At 54.9% G+C, this 17675-nt stretch carries 11 protein-coding genes; all 11 read right to left on the bottom strand.

All coding sequences use genetic code 11. From position 1 onward, the window contains the following. Window positions 1-8 precede the first annotated feature (8 nt). On the bottom strand, window positions 9-2786 hold the full coding sequence (locus AC6I1V_RS14875) for a DUF1156 domain-containing protein (protein ID WP_497737163.1): 2778 nt from the start codon (window positions 2784-2786) through the stop codon (window positions 9-11). Between the two features lie 8 nt (window positions 2787-2794). Beyond that, complete coding sequence (locus AC6I1V_RS14870) at window positions 2795-6319, bottom strand: helicase-related protein (protein ID WP_497737162.1); 3525 nt, start codon at window positions 6317-6319, stop codon at window positions 2795-2797. Between the two features lie 168 nt (window positions 6320-6487). Beyond that, window positions 6488-7093, bottom strand: coding sequence for a recombinase family protein (locus AC6I1V_RS14865; RefSeq protein ID WP_497737161.1), 606 nt, complete (start codon window positions 7091-7093; stop codon window positions 6488-6490). A 29-nt stretch (window positions 7094-7122) separates the two neighbouring features. Next, window positions 7123-7575 carry a protein MobC gene (locus AC6I1V_RS14860; protein WP_497737160.1) on the bottom strand — a complete coding sequence of 151 codons (453 nt, stop codon included), beginning with the start codon at window positions 7573-7575 and terminating at the stop codon, window positions 7123-7125. Between the two features lie 45 nt (window positions 7576-7620). Continuing rightward, entirely contained in the window at window positions 7621-8808 is a 1188-nt protein-coding gene (mobV, locus tag AC6I1V_RS14855; RefSeq protein ID WP_337381618.1) for a MobV family relaxase, read from the bottom strand. A gap of 201 nt (window positions 8809-9009) precedes the next feature. Beyond that, window positions 9010-10791 carry an AAA family ATPase gene (locus tag AC6I1V_RS14850; protein WP_337381617.1) on the bottom strand — a complete coding sequence of 594 codons (1782 nt, stop codon included), beginning with the start codon at window positions 10789-10791 and terminating at the stop codon, window positions 9010-9012. After that, window positions 10784-11002: a helix-turn-helix transcriptional regulator gene (locus tag AC6I1V_RS14845; protein WP_303866802.1), complete on the bottom strand. Its 219-nt coding sequence runs from the start codon at window positions 11000-11002 to the stop codon at window positions 10784-10786. The genes AC6I1V_RS14850 and AC6I1V_RS14845 overlap by 8 nt, the downstream gene beginning before the upstream one ends. Window positions 11003-11127: 125 nt before the next feature. Then, entirely contained in the window at window positions 11128-12033 is a 906-nt protein-coding gene (locus AC6I1V_RS14840) for a hypothetical protein (protein WP_497737159.1), read from the bottom strand. A gap of 172 nt (window positions 12034-12205) precedes the next feature. Then, entirely contained in the window at window positions 12206-12373 is a 168-nt protein-coding gene (locus tag AC6I1V_RS14835; protein ID WP_337381613.1) for a hypothetical protein, read from the bottom strand. Further along, on the bottom strand, window positions 12370-13581 hold the full coding sequence (locus tag AC6I1V_RS14830; RefSeq protein ID WP_337381611.1) for a tyrosine-type recombinase/integrase: 1212 nt from the start codon (window positions 13579-13581) through the stop codon (window positions 12370-12372). The genes AC6I1V_RS14835 and AC6I1V_RS14830 overlap by 4 nt, the downstream gene beginning before the upstream one ends. Window positions 13582-15358: 1777 nt before the next feature. Further along, the gene (gene pbpC, locus AC6I1V_RS14825) at window positions 15359-17302 is read right to left on the bottom strand and encodes a penicillin-binding protein 1C (protein WP_486854941.1); all 1944 of its coding nucleotides are present in this window, start codon (window positions 17300-17302) and stop codon (window positions 15359-15361) included. Between the last annotated feature and the right edge of the window lie 373 nt (window positions 17303-17675).

Genomic DNA, 17675 nt, shown 5'->3' with positions numbered 1-17675 from the left:
GGCGTTTGTCAGATAAGAGAACCCTGCTTGGCTGTACGACGGGCGGCGCGCAGTTCGGCGGCTTTCTGCTGGATGTCGGGCCATGCGACCACAAAGGAATTATAGGCATAAGCCTCGGCGTTCCAGCCTTTGCGTTCGGCAAGGGAGAAGAGGCGGTAGGCGAGGTCGCGGGCACGCTCGGCAGAGGCGGAAAATTCTACCACGAGCCGGGCGCATGCTTCGATGCCTCCAGTATCCATGCTTTGAATAAGGTACTGCGTGATCATCCACAGACAGCGATCCGCCGTAAGGCGCGAGACTTTGAGTTCCGGTAGTTCGGTGCGTTCCAGCAGATGAACGACGCCCTTTTCGGCATAGACGAGGCCCATGGACGCCAGCTTCTCCACAGAAGTGTTCTTGGCGCGAGCCAGCACGTCGGCCTCGCCGAACTTCATATGATTGAAGGCGAACTGTGTGTAGAGATCGACGCAGAAGCGGCTTTCGGCATCCAGCGCGCCGTCCTGTTCGCTAAAGTAGGCGTCGAGCTCGGCGTTAATGACCTGCAGAGCGGTACGGACGCCCATGGCAGAGCCGTCGGCCTCCATCACCTTGGCGTAGCGGGAATACACGCCCATACCCGGACCGATGGCGGCCTGCGCCATATCCACTGGGGCGATGTTGCTGGTTTGTAGCTTCTTCAGGGCTGCGCGGAGTTCGCGCTTGAGCTCAGCAATAAAGGAACGTCGTGAGCAGGAAGGGGTCTCTTCCGGCCGTTTACGGCAGACAAGCACGATGGATGAAGCAAGAGCGTTTGTTTCCAGCGCGTTGGAACGATTATTTCTTTCTGTACGCATGGGCCAAGTGCCGGTAATGGCAAAGCCTGCTTTAATGATGGCGGAAAGCATGGTTTCCCAGCCGGTAGAAGCCTGCGAAGCATTATCGTCTTCGTCGCTTTCGCTCTGTTTGTAGGCATAATAAATGGTAACGGGCACGTCTTCCCTCGCATAGCGGTAGAACTGTCGGCAAGCCTGAACCATACCGCCCTCAAAAAAATCTCGAGCCTTTTCCTTACTCCCTTCAAAGCGATAGGGGGTGGCCACCAGTTCTTCCCCCTTGGGCACCAACATGGTGCGGAAAAGACGAGGATAGGTACTCTTCAACGAACGCCGCATCCAGATATAGAAAAAATCGGACAGGTCAGCATAGCTCATAATGTCGTAATACGGAGGATCAGAGGAAATGACGAGGTTCCGCAGACCGCAGTCCGTCTGTGCATCTCGCTGAATACTCGTTCCTGTTATAGTCGACAGAAATTCCAATAAGCTTTTGAAGACCCATTCCAGCATATTTCCAAAGCTACCCGATGAATTACAGAAAGGATTTGCCTCAGCATAATCCCAAGTCATAGGAATAGCTTGGCGGACAAAAGTATTTCTTATATTATCCCTTGGAACATTCCATGAACAAATGGAAGAATGGTAATCCGCCAACTTGTCTACGATAAACGCCAAGTACACGCCCACGGCCTGGCCGTAGGCCGTTGCGCCGCATCCGCCTTCATCCAGCCCCCTGCCGTCGTCTAGCATACCTGAGGCTAGGGCATCCTGTGTGGCTTTTTCCTGCGTTTCGGCCACCAGATCACTGAATGTAGTCAGGGCCGTAAGCTGGCGGGGAGTGAAAAGGTCGGCAAAACCTTTCATGCCATACAGAGGAACACTGACAGCGGCCTTTCCAAAAAGTTCCCCATCCGGATATGTTTTAGGCCTCAGCACAGCCGCCGCCTCTTCCTGAATCAAATTCGGCGACAGATAAATTCTCCCGTTTTTTCCTTCCGCCACCACAGCCATCATCTGGGCTGACATGGCCCCTGCCTTGCCCTGCTCCCGGATATAGCTGAAAGGTACGGCAGTACCACAGCATGGACACACCGCTCCTTGGCGGTTAACGGTCCCTTCTATTTTCGTTTTACCTTCAAGATGTACGACATATGTTACTTTTCCGTCTTCAAATTGCGGCTCCACCCACGCTTCTTTTCCTTTCTTTTTCGATAGTACAAAGGAGCTTGCCAGCGGCATTTCGCAACCGCAGGCCGGATTCGGGCACTTTACGGTTCTGGCCCATTTCCAGGCGATAACGGTAGCCTCCCCGCCGCCTTGTTCTGGTGGTATATGAACTTTCGGGTATAGATGACCGATGCGACGGAAAGCTTCCTGCTTCATCCATTCGCCGTAATAACGCACGTCTTCGGCAAGCCCCTTAGCTCCGCTCCACGAACGGTCACTACCCAGCTTGGTTCGGGCATCAGGATTCACCGGAGACTGCCCGGCAAAACGCGGGGGAATCTCTATCATGGCCTTATTTATCATCACTGCCACGGGGTTCAGGTCGTGGGCATGGGCTTCCAACCCCAGCCTCTGCGCCTCAAGCGGAATGGACCCTCCGCCCGCAAAGGGGTCAAGGAAAGTCAACGGTTTTTCGCCCATATATTTCCTTATTTCGGCGCGGGCTTCGTTCAGCAGGTCTTCGTCGTTGGAATTCTCCCATTTCACCAGGCGGGCAAGTAAGGCATGCAGGCGCTGACGCTCTGCATCCTGCGCTTCTTCTGTGGGAAAAAGTTCCGGGTGCGAAGACGGGTCATCTACCAATGAAGCCCAAAGCACTGCTCGGGCTGTTGCCGTAGGCTTACGCGACCACCACAGATGCAGTGTAGAAGGGTGCCCGTGGCGGATGGATTTTTCCCGAGCAGATTCGGCGTTGATGGCGTCCAGCGGAAGCGCGACTTCAATGAGTTTTTTTATCTGAGCCATACTACTTACTATCCCTCGTATATCTTTTCCGCATTCTCGATAAGAGCGGCAATGTTGAACTTCGAGCTTTCCACCGAAAAATCCGGGGGATTGTGGAAAGGCTTTTTCAGGTAGATCGTGCGGGTGTGCGGGCCGTCCACTGCAACGATAGCCAGAATGAACTGCTCCGGCTGGTTCAAAGCTGTGCGTATCTCGTTGAAGGTCATGTTGATGCTGGTGGCTCCGGCGGTGCGACCTTTCACCTCGATAAAGCGCAGGCTGGATTCTCCTTTACCGAGGGCATCCGGCACAGCGGATTCGATGTCGTAGCCGCACTTGTCGGCGCTCACGTCGCGTGGGGCGAATCCGAGGCTTTTTTCGATGTCCATCACAGCCTGCATGGCAGCCTTCTCTACAGCCTTGCGGGCAAGCGCATCCGCACAGGGGCCAGAACATGCATCAAGAAGCGGACGACCCGTGAGTTTAGCCAGCAGTCCGGCAGGAATGACCAGCGCGCCGCCGATGACCACGGGCGGCTGAGCCGAAATCAGGCGTTCTGCCGCTAACTCGTCCGTACGCTGCTTCAGGCGGGCGGCCAGTTCTTCGGCGCGGCGGGCGGCCTTTTGGGAGTTCAGGTTGTTGCTGATTTTCCCGGCCTGTTCCTGCTGTTTCAGCTCTCCGGCGCGGTAGTCCCAGTAGCGAATCTCGGCGGTAAGACGTTCGCGCACGGCCTTTTCCGTCTTGTCGATCATGATTTCGCGGCGTTCGCGCACGTCTTTCAGATGTTTGGGGATAAGATGGCCCAGGGCATAGCCGATGGCCGCATCTTCCACGCCGCGCGTCAGCCATGGCTGCTTGTGGGCGTGGGCAAGAACGGCGTCCAGCTCTTTAGGTGTGGCTGGGCGGTAGTCGAGGTACGGCGCATAGCCTGCGTTTGCGGCTGTGCCGTGTTCGTCCATCTCCACAAAATGGATATTGCGCGAGATGACGCGGCGGCTACCATCGGGCAGGGCAGTGCCGTCCTGAATAGCGTGCTCAATGTAGAAGAGGAGGCGCATGGAATCTCCGGGATCGCTGTCGTCGATAAGGACGGCGCCGCGTTTAAGCAGATCGCCAGATCGTTCGCGGATGATGTCGATCATGGCTTCAAGCAGAGGATGCCCGGGACAGATGAGTGCTGCAGGTACAGAGCCGGGCAGATTGCGATAGGCCTTGTCGAAGCAAATGCGCTCGTAGCGGTTGAGCACCGGCTCGATATGACCTATCTGCCGGTCTCGATTGCGGATGGCGAAGGGAACGGAGAGTATCTCCCAACGACCTTTCTCGCGGGCCGACATGCGGCCGCCCAGTTCGCGGAACGCTTCTTTAAAGAATGCCTCGATGAAATACGGCTGGAGGCGGCGGGCCTCCATGCGCTCCATTTCCTCGCGGATGACACTGACCGTGCGGATGTTCATCACGTCTTCGGTAAGGGCGCGTTCCTTCAGCAGCTGAAGCAGTGCTTGCGGGTCGAAGGCAATATCCATGTCGTGATTGAGTCGGGCTTGCACGTCGGGGTCACTGCCGTGGCGCACGGCTTCAATAAGCAGTTCGCGTAGGGGACGGTTGTTGAACGAGACTTTACCGAGAATGTCGAAGACCTTGCCACCCAGTGCCTCTTTTTCCTGCTCCAGCTTTTCAAAAAGCCGCTGAAACACCGCGCCTTCGCGTGTTTCGGAAGCCACTAGGTTCCAGAGCCAGCAGGTTTTCGTCTGGCCGATACGGTGGATACGGCCGAAACGTTGTTCAAGACGGTTGGGGTTCCACGGCAGGTCGTAGTTCACCATGAGATGGGCACGCTGAAGGTTGAGGCCTTCGCCTGCAGCATCCGTAGCGATAAGAATACGAACTTCCTTATCTTGCTTGAAGCGTTCTTCCACTTTGCGGCGCTCGTCGCGCAGCATTCCACCATAGATGACCACCACGGCGTCGTCATTGCCGAGCAGAGAGCGTATCTTGTCCGTGAGGTAACGGAGCGTGTCGCGGTGTTCGGTAAAAATGATCAGCTTTTCTCGGAATCCCTCTGCATCGAACATTCCTTTTTCGTCTTGCAGCAGGCAGGAAAGCTCTTCCCATTTGCGGTCTCTGCCGCTGGTGCGGACGGCGTTGGCCTTGGCTTCCAGCGTTTTGAGCGTGGCAATTTCCGCTTCCAGTTCCGTGATGGTAGTCGCGGCACTTGCCTTGACAGCTACGCGTTCTTCGGCGTCTTCCAGCTCGGCGGAAGTCAGGTCGTCATCGTCGAATTCGTCCGTAAGGTTCAGATTACGCAGTTCGTTCCAGTCGCGGGCACGCTGGCCGAGCCGCTCTTCACTGAGACGGTTTTCCAGTCTTTCGCGGCGGCGGTGCAGAGACTGATAGATGGCCTCGGGAGAAGACGCGAGACGCCGTTGGAGCACGGTGAGCGCGAAGCCCACGGTGGTGCGGCGTTCGTTGTTCAGATTGTCGGCGCGATTGAATTCGTTCTGAACGTAGGCGGTCACAGCCTCGTAGAGTTCGGCTTCTTCGGGGGAAAGGCTGTAGTTCACCGTGACGGCGTGGCGTTCAGGGAAGAGGGGCGAACCGTCGAACTTGAGCAGTTCTTCTTTGACAAGGCGGCGCATGACATCGGAGATGTCGATAGCCTGCGAGCCGGTACGGGCCACGCCGCCGAAGCGATCCTGATCCACCAGCGAGAGGAAGAGCTGAAAATCTTCTTCCTTGCCGTTGTGCGGGGTTGCCGTAAGTAGAAGCATATGTCGCGTGATGCCGGAAAGCAGGCGGCCAAGCTGGAAGCGGCGCGTCATTTTGACTTCGCCGCCCCAGACCGTGGCTGACATTTTGTGGGCTTCGTCGCAGACGATAAGATCCCAGTCCGTAGCCTTCAGTTTTTCCTGAATGGCTTCGTTACGGGCCAGTTTGTCGAGCCGGGCGATGGCCAGCGGCGTTTCGTTAAAGGCGTTCCCCGTAACGGCGGATTCAAAACGGTCATTGGTGAGGATCTCGAAGCGCAGATGGAATTTCTGGAAGAGTTCGTCCTGCCACTGTTCCGCAAGACTGCCGGGGCTGACGATAAGACAGCGCCTGAGGTCGCCGCGTGCAAGGAGTTCCTTGACAAAGAGGCCGGTCATGATGGTTTTGCCCGCGCCTGGGTCGTCCGCAAGAACGTAACGCAGGGGCAGTCGGCCCAGCATTTCCTGATAAACGGCGGAAATCTGATGCGGAAGAGGCTCCACATCTGATGTATGGACGGCGAGATACGGGTCGAAGAGATGGGCGTAGTGTATACGCCATGCTTCCGAAGCGAGGCGGAGCTTTGCTCCGTCGGCGTCAAAACTCCACGGCAGGGAGGCGTCCTGAAGCGCTAGTTGCCCTTCATCTTCACGATAGAGGATACGATTGCCAAGATCGCCCCGGCTGTTTTTGTAGGTAAGATTCAGAACGGCGTTGCCGTACCACTGGACTGCCACAATGGTGACTGCCTCATGTGGATCAATGCCAAGAACAAGACTTCCGCTTGTAATATCTTCGAGTCGCACCACTTCCTGCCACCCCGGAGGAGGTGGCAGTTAAGTGTACTTGGCCGCCAAGGGAACTTCTGCTGTCTGCGACAGTCCAATAACGTTGACTAAGCTGTTTTTACCGTCTAAAAAAGAGTGCTAGAAGTAAAAAAAACGGGTGGCGGCCAAGTACACTTTATCGACATATTATGGACAATTTTTTTTGAATAACTCCGCACGAATGCGGAATGTGGAACGAGCCATGCCGGAACGTTTTGCCGCTTCCGATGTCGAGATGGCACCCTCTGTCCATAAGGTATATGTTTCCGGAAAATTTGGGGGAAGCGGTCGTGGCGCGTGCCCGAACCGCACGCCGCTTTGCTTGGCTGCCGCAATCCCCTGAGCCTGTCTGCTGCGAATATTCTCCCGTTCGTTCTGAGCCACAAAGGAAAGTACTTGCAAAACAAGGTCGGCAATGAAGGTGCCGAGCAGGTTTTTGTCGCGCCGTGTGTCCAGCAGTGGCATATCCAGCACAAAGATGTCTACGCGCTTTTCCTTGGTAATTACCCGCCACTGTTCCAGAATCTCCTCGTAATTTCTGCCAAGCCTGTCAATGCTTGTAATACATAGCTGGTCACCCTGCCTGAACTTTTTTAGCATAGCCTGATATTGTGGACGCTGAAAATCCTTGCCCGACAGTTTATCCATGAAAATGCGGTCTGACGGGATGGCTTGCCGCTCAAGGGCGATGCGTTGACGGCTCTCGTTCTGATCTGTACTGGATACGCGAATATATCCGTAAGTTTCTGCCATAAGATTTTCTCCTCTCAGTGGATTTATGTTCATAGTTCATCATCGGGTATATCAGGAGCAATGAAGCTAGAGCGTTGTTCGCGTTTCGGAGGATGCGGGGGTGTGTCTTGCTTCTTTGACTTTCGCCCTTCCCGTTGCCGTCTGGCTTCGGTCAGATACTTGGTCAGAGTTTGGGACTTCACATCAATGCCTTTTTCGTGCAGGCGTTCGACAATCTCCTGTGTATCGAAGCCGCGCTTTCTCATCCGTTCCAGTGTCGGGGCCAGAGCAAAGACGGCTTCTTTGACGGACATGGCTCTGTTCCCCTCCAGTGTGACGGAAGCGGGTTTGAGAGTGGCGAATTCCTGTCTGATTTCCTTCAACTGAGTCGCGGTAATGGTCATGGTGCTTTTCCTGTGGTTCGCCGGGGCCATGCCCCGGATTGGTGTTTTGTTTTTCCGGTCGAGCGGGACGGTCGCCCACGCTTCACGCAAGTGAAGCATAGTGGGCTATATCTTCGGCCTGTGCGAAGATTTCTCCCCGACGCCTTACCTCATCCTCATGCCGCGAGCGGTCATCGCCTGCCGACGCTCCCTGTCCCGCGTTGCCTGCTCCTGCCGCTGCCGCTCATCTTCCTGCTGCCGCTGAAGCTGTTCGGCACGCTTGCGTTCCACGAACTCGATATGCAGCGGCCGGATTTCCGGCAGAAGCAGAAATTCCCGATAACCTGCCATGAGCCTTTTCATTTTCTTCAACTGCTTCTCCAGCTCCTCTTTTTCCTCATGGCTTTGTTTTCTGTGGGCCGTGTATCCCGCTTCAAGCCGCGTCAGCTTTCCGCGAAGGGTATCCACTTCCCGTTGCAGAATTTCCTTCTCTGTCTGGACAAGGTGTTTGACGGCAAGCGCCTTTTTCAGTTCTTCAATGAGGGAAGAGGCTTTTTTCAGCACGGACGGATAATTGAAAAGAGAGGCTTTCGGCAGAGAGGAATCTTCACGAAGAACTTTTTCCGCCTCCTCGGACTGCCGCTCATACTCTTCAATGCTCTTTCTCAACTCTTCTTCACGCTGTTCCAATGCGTTGATAAGCTGCCGGGAATTCCGTGCGGTCTCTTCGGATTCCTGAATCAGTTTCTCCAATGCTTCCTGTTGCTGCTTGAACTCGCGGGTAGCCAGATGCTTTTTCACGGAACCAGGCATCTGTTCCACGCCGCGCTCAATGGCGAAGCCCCGGCTTTGCAGATGGGCGGGAAGCCCGGATTGCAGTTTCCGCAGACTCTGACGGGTATAGATTTTATTGGCGTTGAGCCTCACGTCCGGCGTCACCGGCACATGAAGGAAGTGCATGTGCGGCGTCTTTTCATCCATGTGAACCATTGCGGAAATGACATTCTCCGCGCCCACAAACTCCGTGAGAAAGGCTTTGCTCTCCTCAAAGAAACGCCTTGTTTCCTCCGGCGTGAGGCCATCAAAAAACGCCTTGTCCGAGGTGACGATAAGCCCGCACATGCGCACGGCGTCCTTTCTTACAGCCTTGACCAGCAGGAGGTCGTCAATGCGATTCTGAATGGCCTCGGCATAGTTCGACGAGGCGGCTTCGTGCAGCTCGTAGTTCGCCGCGCTTCTGTCGTAGTCAATATCGGGGTTGCTGTGGCTCTCCCGCTCCCGTCGGTTGTGGCTCTGGATGCCGCGTATGGCCTCCTTCTTGAATTTGTCCATGTGGAGTACGAGATAGGACATGGCAATACTTCCTTGTATCAATGGATGTCCCGTTCTTTCTGTGACAGGAATGCGGGACACTTTTTCAGTTTACGCGGGACAAGAATTGAAAATCTGTTCGGATTTGGCTGGACTTCATGGGATGACAGATACGATGAATATTGCAGGTGTCCCGCTGTACCGGTGCTTAGGCAGCGGTACAGCGGGACACCTGGAAAATGGTCAAGCGAGACCTTCCAGTTTTCTTTTCAATCTGTGGACAGACGATTTTGATTTTCCCATTTCCTCGGCGCAGTCACGAATGCTGTATCCCTCGCCGAGCAGCCTTTTCAATTCCTCCAGTTCCACATCTTCAATGTCCCGAACCCGCCAATGCAGGGCATTGCCTTCGGTAATCAGGTTGGCCTCAAAGGGTTTGGCGTCATCGCCCAATATGCCCCGCGCCTTGGTCAGGTGAACTTCAAACCGTGCGCCTTCGGCCATGCTGTATTCCCTGGGCCTGCGCAGACTGATCACCGTGTCCATAATGTCTTCTCTGGCGCTGGTGCCGCGCTGGTCGCCGGATTTTCCGGCATGATGGATAAGCAGGACGGTCATCCCTCTGCGGCGTAATTCCAGCAGCCACGCCTGCATGGTCTGCCAGGACTGAGACTCGTTTTCCTTTCCGGTGCGGCACAGGGTTGCGATGTTGTCCAGCACAACCATGTCCACGTCTTTCAGAAACGGCTCAATCATGGCCTGCCCACCGGCGGTGGACAAATCCGGCATGGGACAGGGCTGCAAATCCGGTGTGATGAGCGCCATGTTTTTCAACGTATGAGGGGGAATGGACATGCCGTTGACAAGAGCGGAAAGGCGGTTCTGCATGGATGTGGCGGGCATTTCCCCATCCACATACAGCGTCCGTTTGGGCATCGGCGCACGCCAGTTGAACACGGCTCCGCCGGAAGCCACCGCAACGGCGATGCTCAACGCGGCGAATGTCTTGCCTATGCCGCGCGGGGCGTACAGGATGCCTATGCCCTGTACCGGAAGAACGGGCGATAAAAGATACCCCCGTTCAGGTATGGACATGGAAAGAAATTCGCCCATGTCCAGAGCGATAAGACCTTGCTGTTTGGTCAGCGCCGTTTCCAGTTGCGAGCGGACGGCCTCAATGCCTTCAATCTGGTGAAGGTCATTAAAATCCGTACCGTTGTCGTCGGTGAAGTGGGGAAACAGAAGTTGAGCGTTTGCGAGGCCGGCTGCATCCTCCCCCTTCCTGAGTCCGGCTTCGTCATTGTCGCCGCAAATGATGATGGTCTTGTCCGGAAAGCGTTCTTTCACGGTCTTGGCCACTCTCGCGAGATTGTTTGCGGAAAAGGCCACATAAACCGTCCAGCCTGTGGCAAGATGGATACTTGTACCGGTGGCAAACCCCTCACAAACGGCAACGGGCTTTTCCGACTGCCCCTGAATGATGAATTGTCCTCCAGATACCTTGCCGCCCACGAGAAAACGCTTTGTTCCATCAGGATAGATGCGTTGCAGACTTTGCAGATTGTTTGCGGCATCCATAACAGGAATAAGCAGAGAGCCGTCCCGTGCCTGCCGTATGCTTTCCAAAGCTGTAATGCCCTTGCGGTGCAGATAGGGATGGTTGGCGTCGCACCTTCGTGCCGAGTTCCATTCCTGTCTGGCCAGTTGAGCTGCTTCAGCATGGCGTTCGGCATATTCCGCTTCGCGTTGCCGCTGTATGGAGTGTTGACGTTCCCGCCATGCGGAAAGTTCGGACACGGAAAGCGTTTGCTTTTCTTCTGTGCAGAACGTGCCCTGTTCACCGTTTTCCCAGTTGCACCACCAAAGTGTCGCAGGGATATCGACATGCGCGATATATGCGCCGTTCTGTTTGTGCGGTTTGGTCTGGGTGGGACAGCGATGCAGTTTTCCGTCCGCCATGATTTCGGCCGGAATCAATCCCTTGTCGGTCAGGATGTCCCGAAAGGTTTGCAGGGGATTACTCATGCTCTTCCCCCTGCCTGCCAAGACGTTCGATGAAAGCGGCAATATCCTCTGCTCTCCAGACCGTAGTTCTGGGACCGAGTTTCACGGGTTTGGGATAACGTCCGGTGCGACACCCCTCCCACCATGCGCTCTTGCTTATGGGAATCATGCTGAGAACCTGAGGCAGACGCAGAAGGCCGTGGACGGGGATGGGAGCTTGATGCTGTTTCATAAAAAAAATCTCCTGAATCTGGTTGGATTTCAGGAGAATCTGGCACACGTCAAACAATTCCCGTGAGGGAATCGGACGGGAAAATGACGGGAAAATCTAAAAAAGATGGGAAAGCGACAGGCTGGTCACGCCTTGATTATGGTGTATGTCTCCGCTTCCTTGAGGAGCATATCCATCAAATTGCGATAGGATTTGTCGTCCCTGTACTCTTTGCCCGCAAGCAAGCGCCCCACATGTGTCTTTCTGCCCTGCGGGGTTTTGTGACTGGTCTCGGATTTTTGAGGACCACACCAGTACAGAAGAACATAAGCGATGACCGAAAGAGGATACTTTTCTTTCATGGCGTCACGGACAGCCGCATCCGGCCTTCCTTCCCAAACGGCTCCGGGAATACGAAAAACGAGTTTTCCATCCTGTGGCGACCTTTCACACAGGGGAACTGCCGCCGCTTTGTCGGCAACGGACGATTCCGGCGGAGCTGCCCGTAAAAGGGATTCCACAAGGGCGCGGGTGATGCCTTTTACTTCCCGGCGCAGGGGATAATGGCGGAGCTGCCTGATGGCGGCGTCCCTGTCCACCATTATGGTATCGGTAAAGATATGCGCAATGAAGTGATAACTTGAGGCGGGAATGGAGAATATCGGCTTCTCAAAGAGAGGCGAGTCCGGTGAATACTGCTCGAAGATGTCTTCTGTTTTCAGTCTCTCTAGACTGCTGAACAGAAATTCTCGTTCCTTGGGAAAGACAGACGCCGTATCTTCAAAGGATTCCTCAAGAATAACATCCAGTCCATATCGCAGGGAGTCAAGAGGAACAACTGTCGATATCCTTCTGAAAAATTCCATCACATCAAAGCCAAGCAAATATGTCTGAATGCCCGCATCCGGGTCTGGCACTGAAGGAAATTCCGGCATCTGCGTTCCATATGCGACATGGCTGCCCGCAACAAATGCCTGCCAGCAATTTTCATAGGTCGTGTGCCATAGCCCCAGAGGCTGAACGGCGTCAGGCCAGAGTGCCTGAACAAGCATTTCGCCTTCTCTGGCGGTCAGTCCATACGCCTGCCGCACTCTGCCTATGGTCATGTTCTGTCGGTCTGTCATGGAGGAAAGGATACCCTGTCGCCAAAAGATGGACAACAAAAAACAGCGGCAGGAATTGTCATCTACCTTCCGTACCGCTGTTTATCGAAAACAGGCGTTATCAGCTATACCACGCCCGAATGATATCCATGTCGTCATAGCCGTATTGTCTCATACGGTCCTTTTCTTCTTCGCTCCAGCCTGTTTCGTTGCTCGTCACCTGTGTCTCGCCTTCTATTTTTCCGATGGAGATACGAGCATCACGGTCGCTCATGGTGTCCTCTTTCATGCCTCCTCCCTGCTTTTTTTATGTTGTGTGTTGCGTAATCCGTCCAGATAGTCAGCCCAATCCTGCATCATCTTTCGACGCTCAGGCAGATATTCCGCATAATTGTATGCCGCCCGCACTTCGTCTTGTTCCCCGTGGGCAAGCTGCCGCTCTATCCAGTCCCGGTTATAGCCGAGTTCATTGAGCAATGTGGAAGCGATGGAGCGAAAGCCGTGCACGCTCATTTCGTGTTTCTGGTAGCCCATGCGCCGGAGCGCATTGAGCATGGTCGCATCAGAAATGGGCCGCACCTCCGTGCGGATGGAGGGAAAGAGGAATTTTCCCTCCCCGGAGTATTTCTTAAGTTCCCGAAGAATGGATATTGCCTGTCGGGACAGGGGCACAAGATGCTGGCGGCGCATTTTCATGCGTTCCGCAGGGATACGCCATTCCCCGGCCTCAAGGTCAAACTCTTTCCATTGAGCGGCCCGCAATTCCGTGGGACGGGTGAAGACCAGCGGAGCCAGCTTCAAAGCGCAGATCAGAGGAAAATAACCCTCGTAGGCGTCGATATCCCGCAGAAGCTGACCGACTTTCTCCGGTTCCAGCACTGCCGCCCGGTGAACAGTTTTTCGCGGTCGTAAGGCTCCCCGCAGATCGGCTGCGACATTGTGTTTCGCCCGGCCCGTGATGACCGCATAGCGGAACACCTGACTGATGATTTGCAATACTCTCCGGGAAGTCTCGTAGTTTCCCCTCTGTTCCAGAGGCTTGACGACCTCCATAACGTCCCGTGTCTCAAGTTTGGCGATATGCGTCTTGCCGATGGCCGGAAAAATGTAGGTCTCCAGCCGGTACATGACAGTTCCCTGATGCTTTTCGGAAAACTCCGCCATACGGGTTTCATGCCATTCTCTGGCGATATTCTGGAAGCTGTCGCGTTCCGCGATGGCTCTGGCCTGTCGTATCTGCCGTTTATGGTCTGAGGGGTCGATTCCCCTGGACAACATACGCTTCGCCTCTTCGCGGCGTTCTCTGGCGTCCTTGAGTGATACGGTGGGATATTCCCCGAAACTGAGCAGCTTGCTCTTGCCGTCAAAACGGTAGGCCATTCTCCAGAGCTTGCTTCCGTTGGCGGGAACGAAAAGAAACAGACCGCCGCCGTCAAAATACTTGCGGGGCTTCACGTCGGGTTTCAGACTGCGGATGTGGGTATCGGTAAGAGGCATGGGCACTCCTTGGCTGTCGTTGGACGAAGAGATACCCCCATGGATAAAAATATTTTTGATTCCGCGCGGTTATTCATGTAGGTATCAGAAATGTCGTACCACATTTCTACCTACGGATATACCCATAAAATGTTTGGATGCAAGCGGACGAGGCTGGACTTCGGGAAACCATACTGGAAAGAAAAAACAAAGAATGCCAAGGTCTTTTGGACCTTGGCATTCTTCTTTGTACCTAAATTTGGCGTCCCCAAGCGGATTTGAACCCCTGTTGACGGCGTGAAAGGCCGCGCCGAAGATATGGTTCCTCACGATGGCAAGGGCGGACGCTCAGATCAGACGCCCTTTTTGTGTAATTTTATTGTTGTGTTATAGAAAATAGTTGATGCTTTTTCCTTGAAACTCTAAAGGGGTAACCGAAAAAATGCCTTGGCAGTGGATCCCGCTAAGGGGAAAACTGGAAAAAGGTTGTATTTTTCACCGCACTGTGGAGATAAAACAACCACATACTCTAACAGAGCCTATCTAATTCAATGTTGGCAATAGGTTGACTACAGATCCTTATCCATTTTTCTGGTAAGGATATGCAAGGGCACAGGGCCGAAAATAGTGGTGTTCACCCTGCTTCTGTGGGGCCAAGGGGCTTCGTTCCGCCGCTTCAGCAGACGGCTCGCTTCGCTTGGGCCGCAAAAATGACGCAGGGCAGACAGATACCTTTGGCGAGGGCAAAGCGGGCTTTATGGTGAATCTCCACAGAAGAGCGTATCTCCCCTGATTCTGGGGGAGTCCGCTCCATAACTTAAGAGAGGGCGTCAAGTATAAAAGAAAAGGCTCTGTCATGGCACATGGTTGTTTTATCTCGGCAATATACTGAAAAATATATGCTTTTTCTCCAATTTTCCGCTGGCGGGCTCCATGACTGGGGGATTTTATTGGTTATCCCTTTTGAATTTCAAGAGATAAAGCATCAACCGTTTTCTATGACACAGCCAATTTTATTAAAAAATACATTGTTACAGTATGTTTTAAAAATTTCAAAGGCTCTGTTATAGTATGTAGTTGTTTCATCTCCACAGCACGGTGAACATATGGCCTTTTCTCCAGCTTTCCCCTTGGTGGAGTCCATGGCTGAGGCATTTTGTTGGTTATTCCCTTGCTACTTCAAGGAAAAAGGCATCAACCATTTTCTATGACACAGCCATTTCAAAAGGCTGTGTTTAAGTTTGTGGTTGATACAAGATTCCAACTGAAAAAGAAGAGCTCTTTGGAGATTATCTGGAGGTCTCGCAACAATTCTTCAAGACTGGATTTCATGTAATGAACAAAAAATGAGGAGGCCCACATCACCAGACGTGGAACGAGCTTTTATCTATTGATTTTCATTGAAAAAATCAGCAACCGTAAACTTAAACACAGCCTTTCAACAAGGCAGCATCATAGGAAATGATTGATGTTTTCTTTCTTGAACCCCCAAAAAAAGAGTCAGGATATGCTTCAGGCATAGAATCCGCCAACGATTGAAGAAGGCGCTGTTATAAGTAGGTGGCTGTTTCATCTCCACAGTGTGGTGAAAATACGGCCTTCTTTCCAGTTTTCCCCCTTGGCGGGCTTCATGGCTAAGACACTTGGCTGGATATCCTTTTGGAATTTCAAGAAAAAAAGCATCAGCCATTTTCTATGGTACAGTCTTGGAGAAGGGGGGGATTAAAAAATATGTGTATTCAATAAGTTATCAGAATGAAACGACCACATCCTGCGGCAAGGCCCTTATGGGTTTTCCCTACGGCAGCGTCCTGACCACGACCTTCTGCATAGCCGCCCGTCCGAGGTTGTCCACAACACGCAGCATCTGCACCCCGTCGCCGGGATGCCAGACCAGCGGCTCGCCGGGCACGCCGCGCCCGATGAACCGATCCTTCACGAACCAAAACACGGCGCTGGCGTCCGCATCCGTGCCCGCAACGAGCGCGATGCCGCTCCGCTCCGGATCGGACAGCCGCCGCTGATATATGACTCCGTCCTTTGGGGTGATGATCCGGGGAGGGCGCCCGGCCTGTACGCCGGTTTCCGGGCCGCACTCCGGGCTGAAAGGCGGTGGCGGCGGCTTCACCACGCCCGCCCGCAGGAACAGCGCCTGCAAATCGGAAGACCAGAATTCCCATACATGTTCTTCCGTACGTCCCGGAACCGGACGGCAGGCGCGCAGCCCGGTTTCCGCATCAATGAGGATGGTGCGGAATACGCCAGATGAGCGCGTGGGGGAACGTCCGGGAATATACCACGTTTCGGTGGTGTCCCCGCACAGGGAGACATCGAGATCCCCGGTCGCCGTACATACGGTTTCGCGGGTAATGTTCAAGCCTTCCTGTTGGGCGGGAACAAGATCGCTGAACGGCCCCGCGTCGGAAGCCAACGCCTGCGCGATGTCCGCAAACAAAGGAGCCGCCACATCGCCGCCCACAAGCAGCGGATTCGGCGTATTGTCAAAATTCCCCACCCAGACCACCAGCACGTAGGGGCCGGCCACGCCCGCCGTCCATGCGTCGCGGAACCCGTTGGAAGTTCCGGTCTTGAAGCGCAGCGGGACGGGCCCTTGTTTCGACCTGACGAAATGGGCGTCATCCTCCAACATGCGCAGGGTCACGATGGCGGCTTCGGGCGACAGCAAAGGCACGGCGGAACCGGCCGGTTCCCCTTCATAGAGACGGGGGCGCCGCCACACGCCCTTGTTCGCCAGCATGGCATACAGGCCGCCAAGCTCACGCATGGAAACCTCCGCGCCGCCAAGCACGAGGCTGAGGCCGTAATGATCCGCGTTGAACGGAAGCTCCACCCCGACGCGCAGCAGAAAACCGTAAAAATCCGGGCGGAGCTGCGAGGCCAACAGGATCGCGGGCAGGTTGCGGCTGGCGCGCAGAGCTTCATGGGCTGGCAAGGGGCCGCGGAACACCCGGTCGAAATTCTCCGGGTCATAGCCGCCAAAACTGCGCGGCGAATCGGGAAGCAGCGTTTGCGGATGGATCAGCCCCTGATCCAGCGCCATGCCGTAAATGAAGGGCTTGAGCGTCGAGCCGGGCGAACGCCGGGCGCAAGTTCCGTCCACCTGCCCGGATATGGCGGCGTCAGAAAAACCGGCCGACCCCACGAGCCCCCGGATCTCCATGCTCGGCCAATGGATGAGCAGCGCCGCCGCATTGTTCAGGCCGTATCGCCTCCCCCGTGCCGCGAATCCGGCAACGGCCCTCTCCATAAGCCGCTGCAACCCGCTGTCGATACAGGTGCGCACAGGCTCCCCGCCCCGCGACAACGGAAGCGTCTCGCTCGAAACGTGCGGTGCCCCGAACGGCAGCCGGGCCGGGCCATATACCCTGAGCGGCGGCAGCGCCCTCCCTAAGCCGGAACCCGACGCGCCAAAAGAAGAAGAAGCCAATCCCAGCCCACCGCCCGGATCGTCTTCGGCATCGGCAATCATCCGCATCCGGGCGCGGGCGGCCTCGAAATCCGGGCCGTTCAGCGGAGAACGCCTGACCGGATTCTGCGGCACGACGGCAAGGGCAAGGCTTTCAGTCCGGGTAAGGCGTCCGGGGGTGGTGCGGAAATAAATACGCGCCGCCGCGCCCACACCTTCAATGTTCCCGCCGTAAGGCGCAAGGTTGAAATACGCCTCAAGGATTTCCCCCGTCCCTCCCCTTCCCGGAGAACCCTGTCCCTCGAAATCCCGCATGTGCCCAAACCTCGCCAACGCACTTCACGCCTTGGCTCGAACTTTTTGGGCTGTGTCATAGGAAATGGCTGATGCCTTGTTTTAAGGCTGTGCCATAGGAACCGGTTCTTGTTTCTTGAAGTCCCAACGGAATGCACAAGAAAAAGCCTCAGCCATGAAACCCGCCAGCGAAAAGACTGGAGAAAACAGAAAATTGGAGAAAAAGGCCGTATTCCCAGCATATTGTGGAGATAAAACAGCCACATCCCCATGACAGGGCCACTTTTTCCAGCCCACAATGCGGAAAGGCGAGGAGCCCCCCCGCCTTCTCCCGCTCCATACCCTATCCTTGAAAGATGCCCCAAAGCCACGGACAGGGTTCAATACGTTCAAA

It is taken from the genome of Bilophila sp. T19-St14, assembly GCF_059728385.1.
This window is presented reverse-complemented; position numbering and strand designations above follow the sequence as displayed.

Coding starts and splice junctions, on each gene's coding strand:
- AC6I1V_RS14875 (WP_497737163.1), bottom strand. CDS start 2,786: ATGGCTCAGATAAAAAAACTCATTGAAGTCGCGCTTCCGCTGGACGCC.
- AC6I1V_RS14865 (WP_497737161.1), bottom strand. CDS start 7,093: ATGGCAGAAACTTACGGATATATTCGCGTATCCAGTACAGATCAGAAC.
- AC6I1V_RS14860 (WP_497737160.1), bottom strand. CDS start 7,575: ATGCTTCACTTGCGTGAAGCGTGGGCGACCGTCCCGCTCGACCGGAAA.
- mobV (WP_337381618.1), bottom strand. CDS start 8,808: ATGTCCTATCTCGTACTCCACATGGACAAATTCAAGAAGGAGGCCATA.
- AC6I1V_RS14850 (WP_337381617.1), bottom strand. CDS start 10,791: ATGAGTAATCCCCTGCAAACCTTTCGGGACATCCTGACCGACAAGGGA.
- AC6I1V_RS14845 (WP_303866802.1), bottom strand. CDS start 11,002: ATGAAACAGCATCAAGCTCCCATCCCCGTCCACGGCCTTCTGCGTCTG.
- AC6I1V_RS14840 (WP_497737159.1), bottom strand. CDS start 12,033: ATGCTTGTTCAGGCACTCTGGCCTGACGCCGTTCAGCCTCTGGGGCTA.
- AC6I1V_RS14835 (WP_337381613.1), bottom strand. CDS start 12,373: ATGAAAGAGGACACCATGAGCGACCGTGATGCTCGTATCTCCATCGGA.
- AC6I1V_RS14830 (WP_337381611.1), bottom strand. CDS start 13,581: ATGCCTCTTACCGATACCCACATCCGCAGTCTGAAACCCGACGTGAAG.
- pbpC (WP_486854941.1), bottom strand. CDS start 17,302: ATGCGGGATTTCGAGGGACAGGGTTCTCCGGGAAGGGGAGGGACGGGG.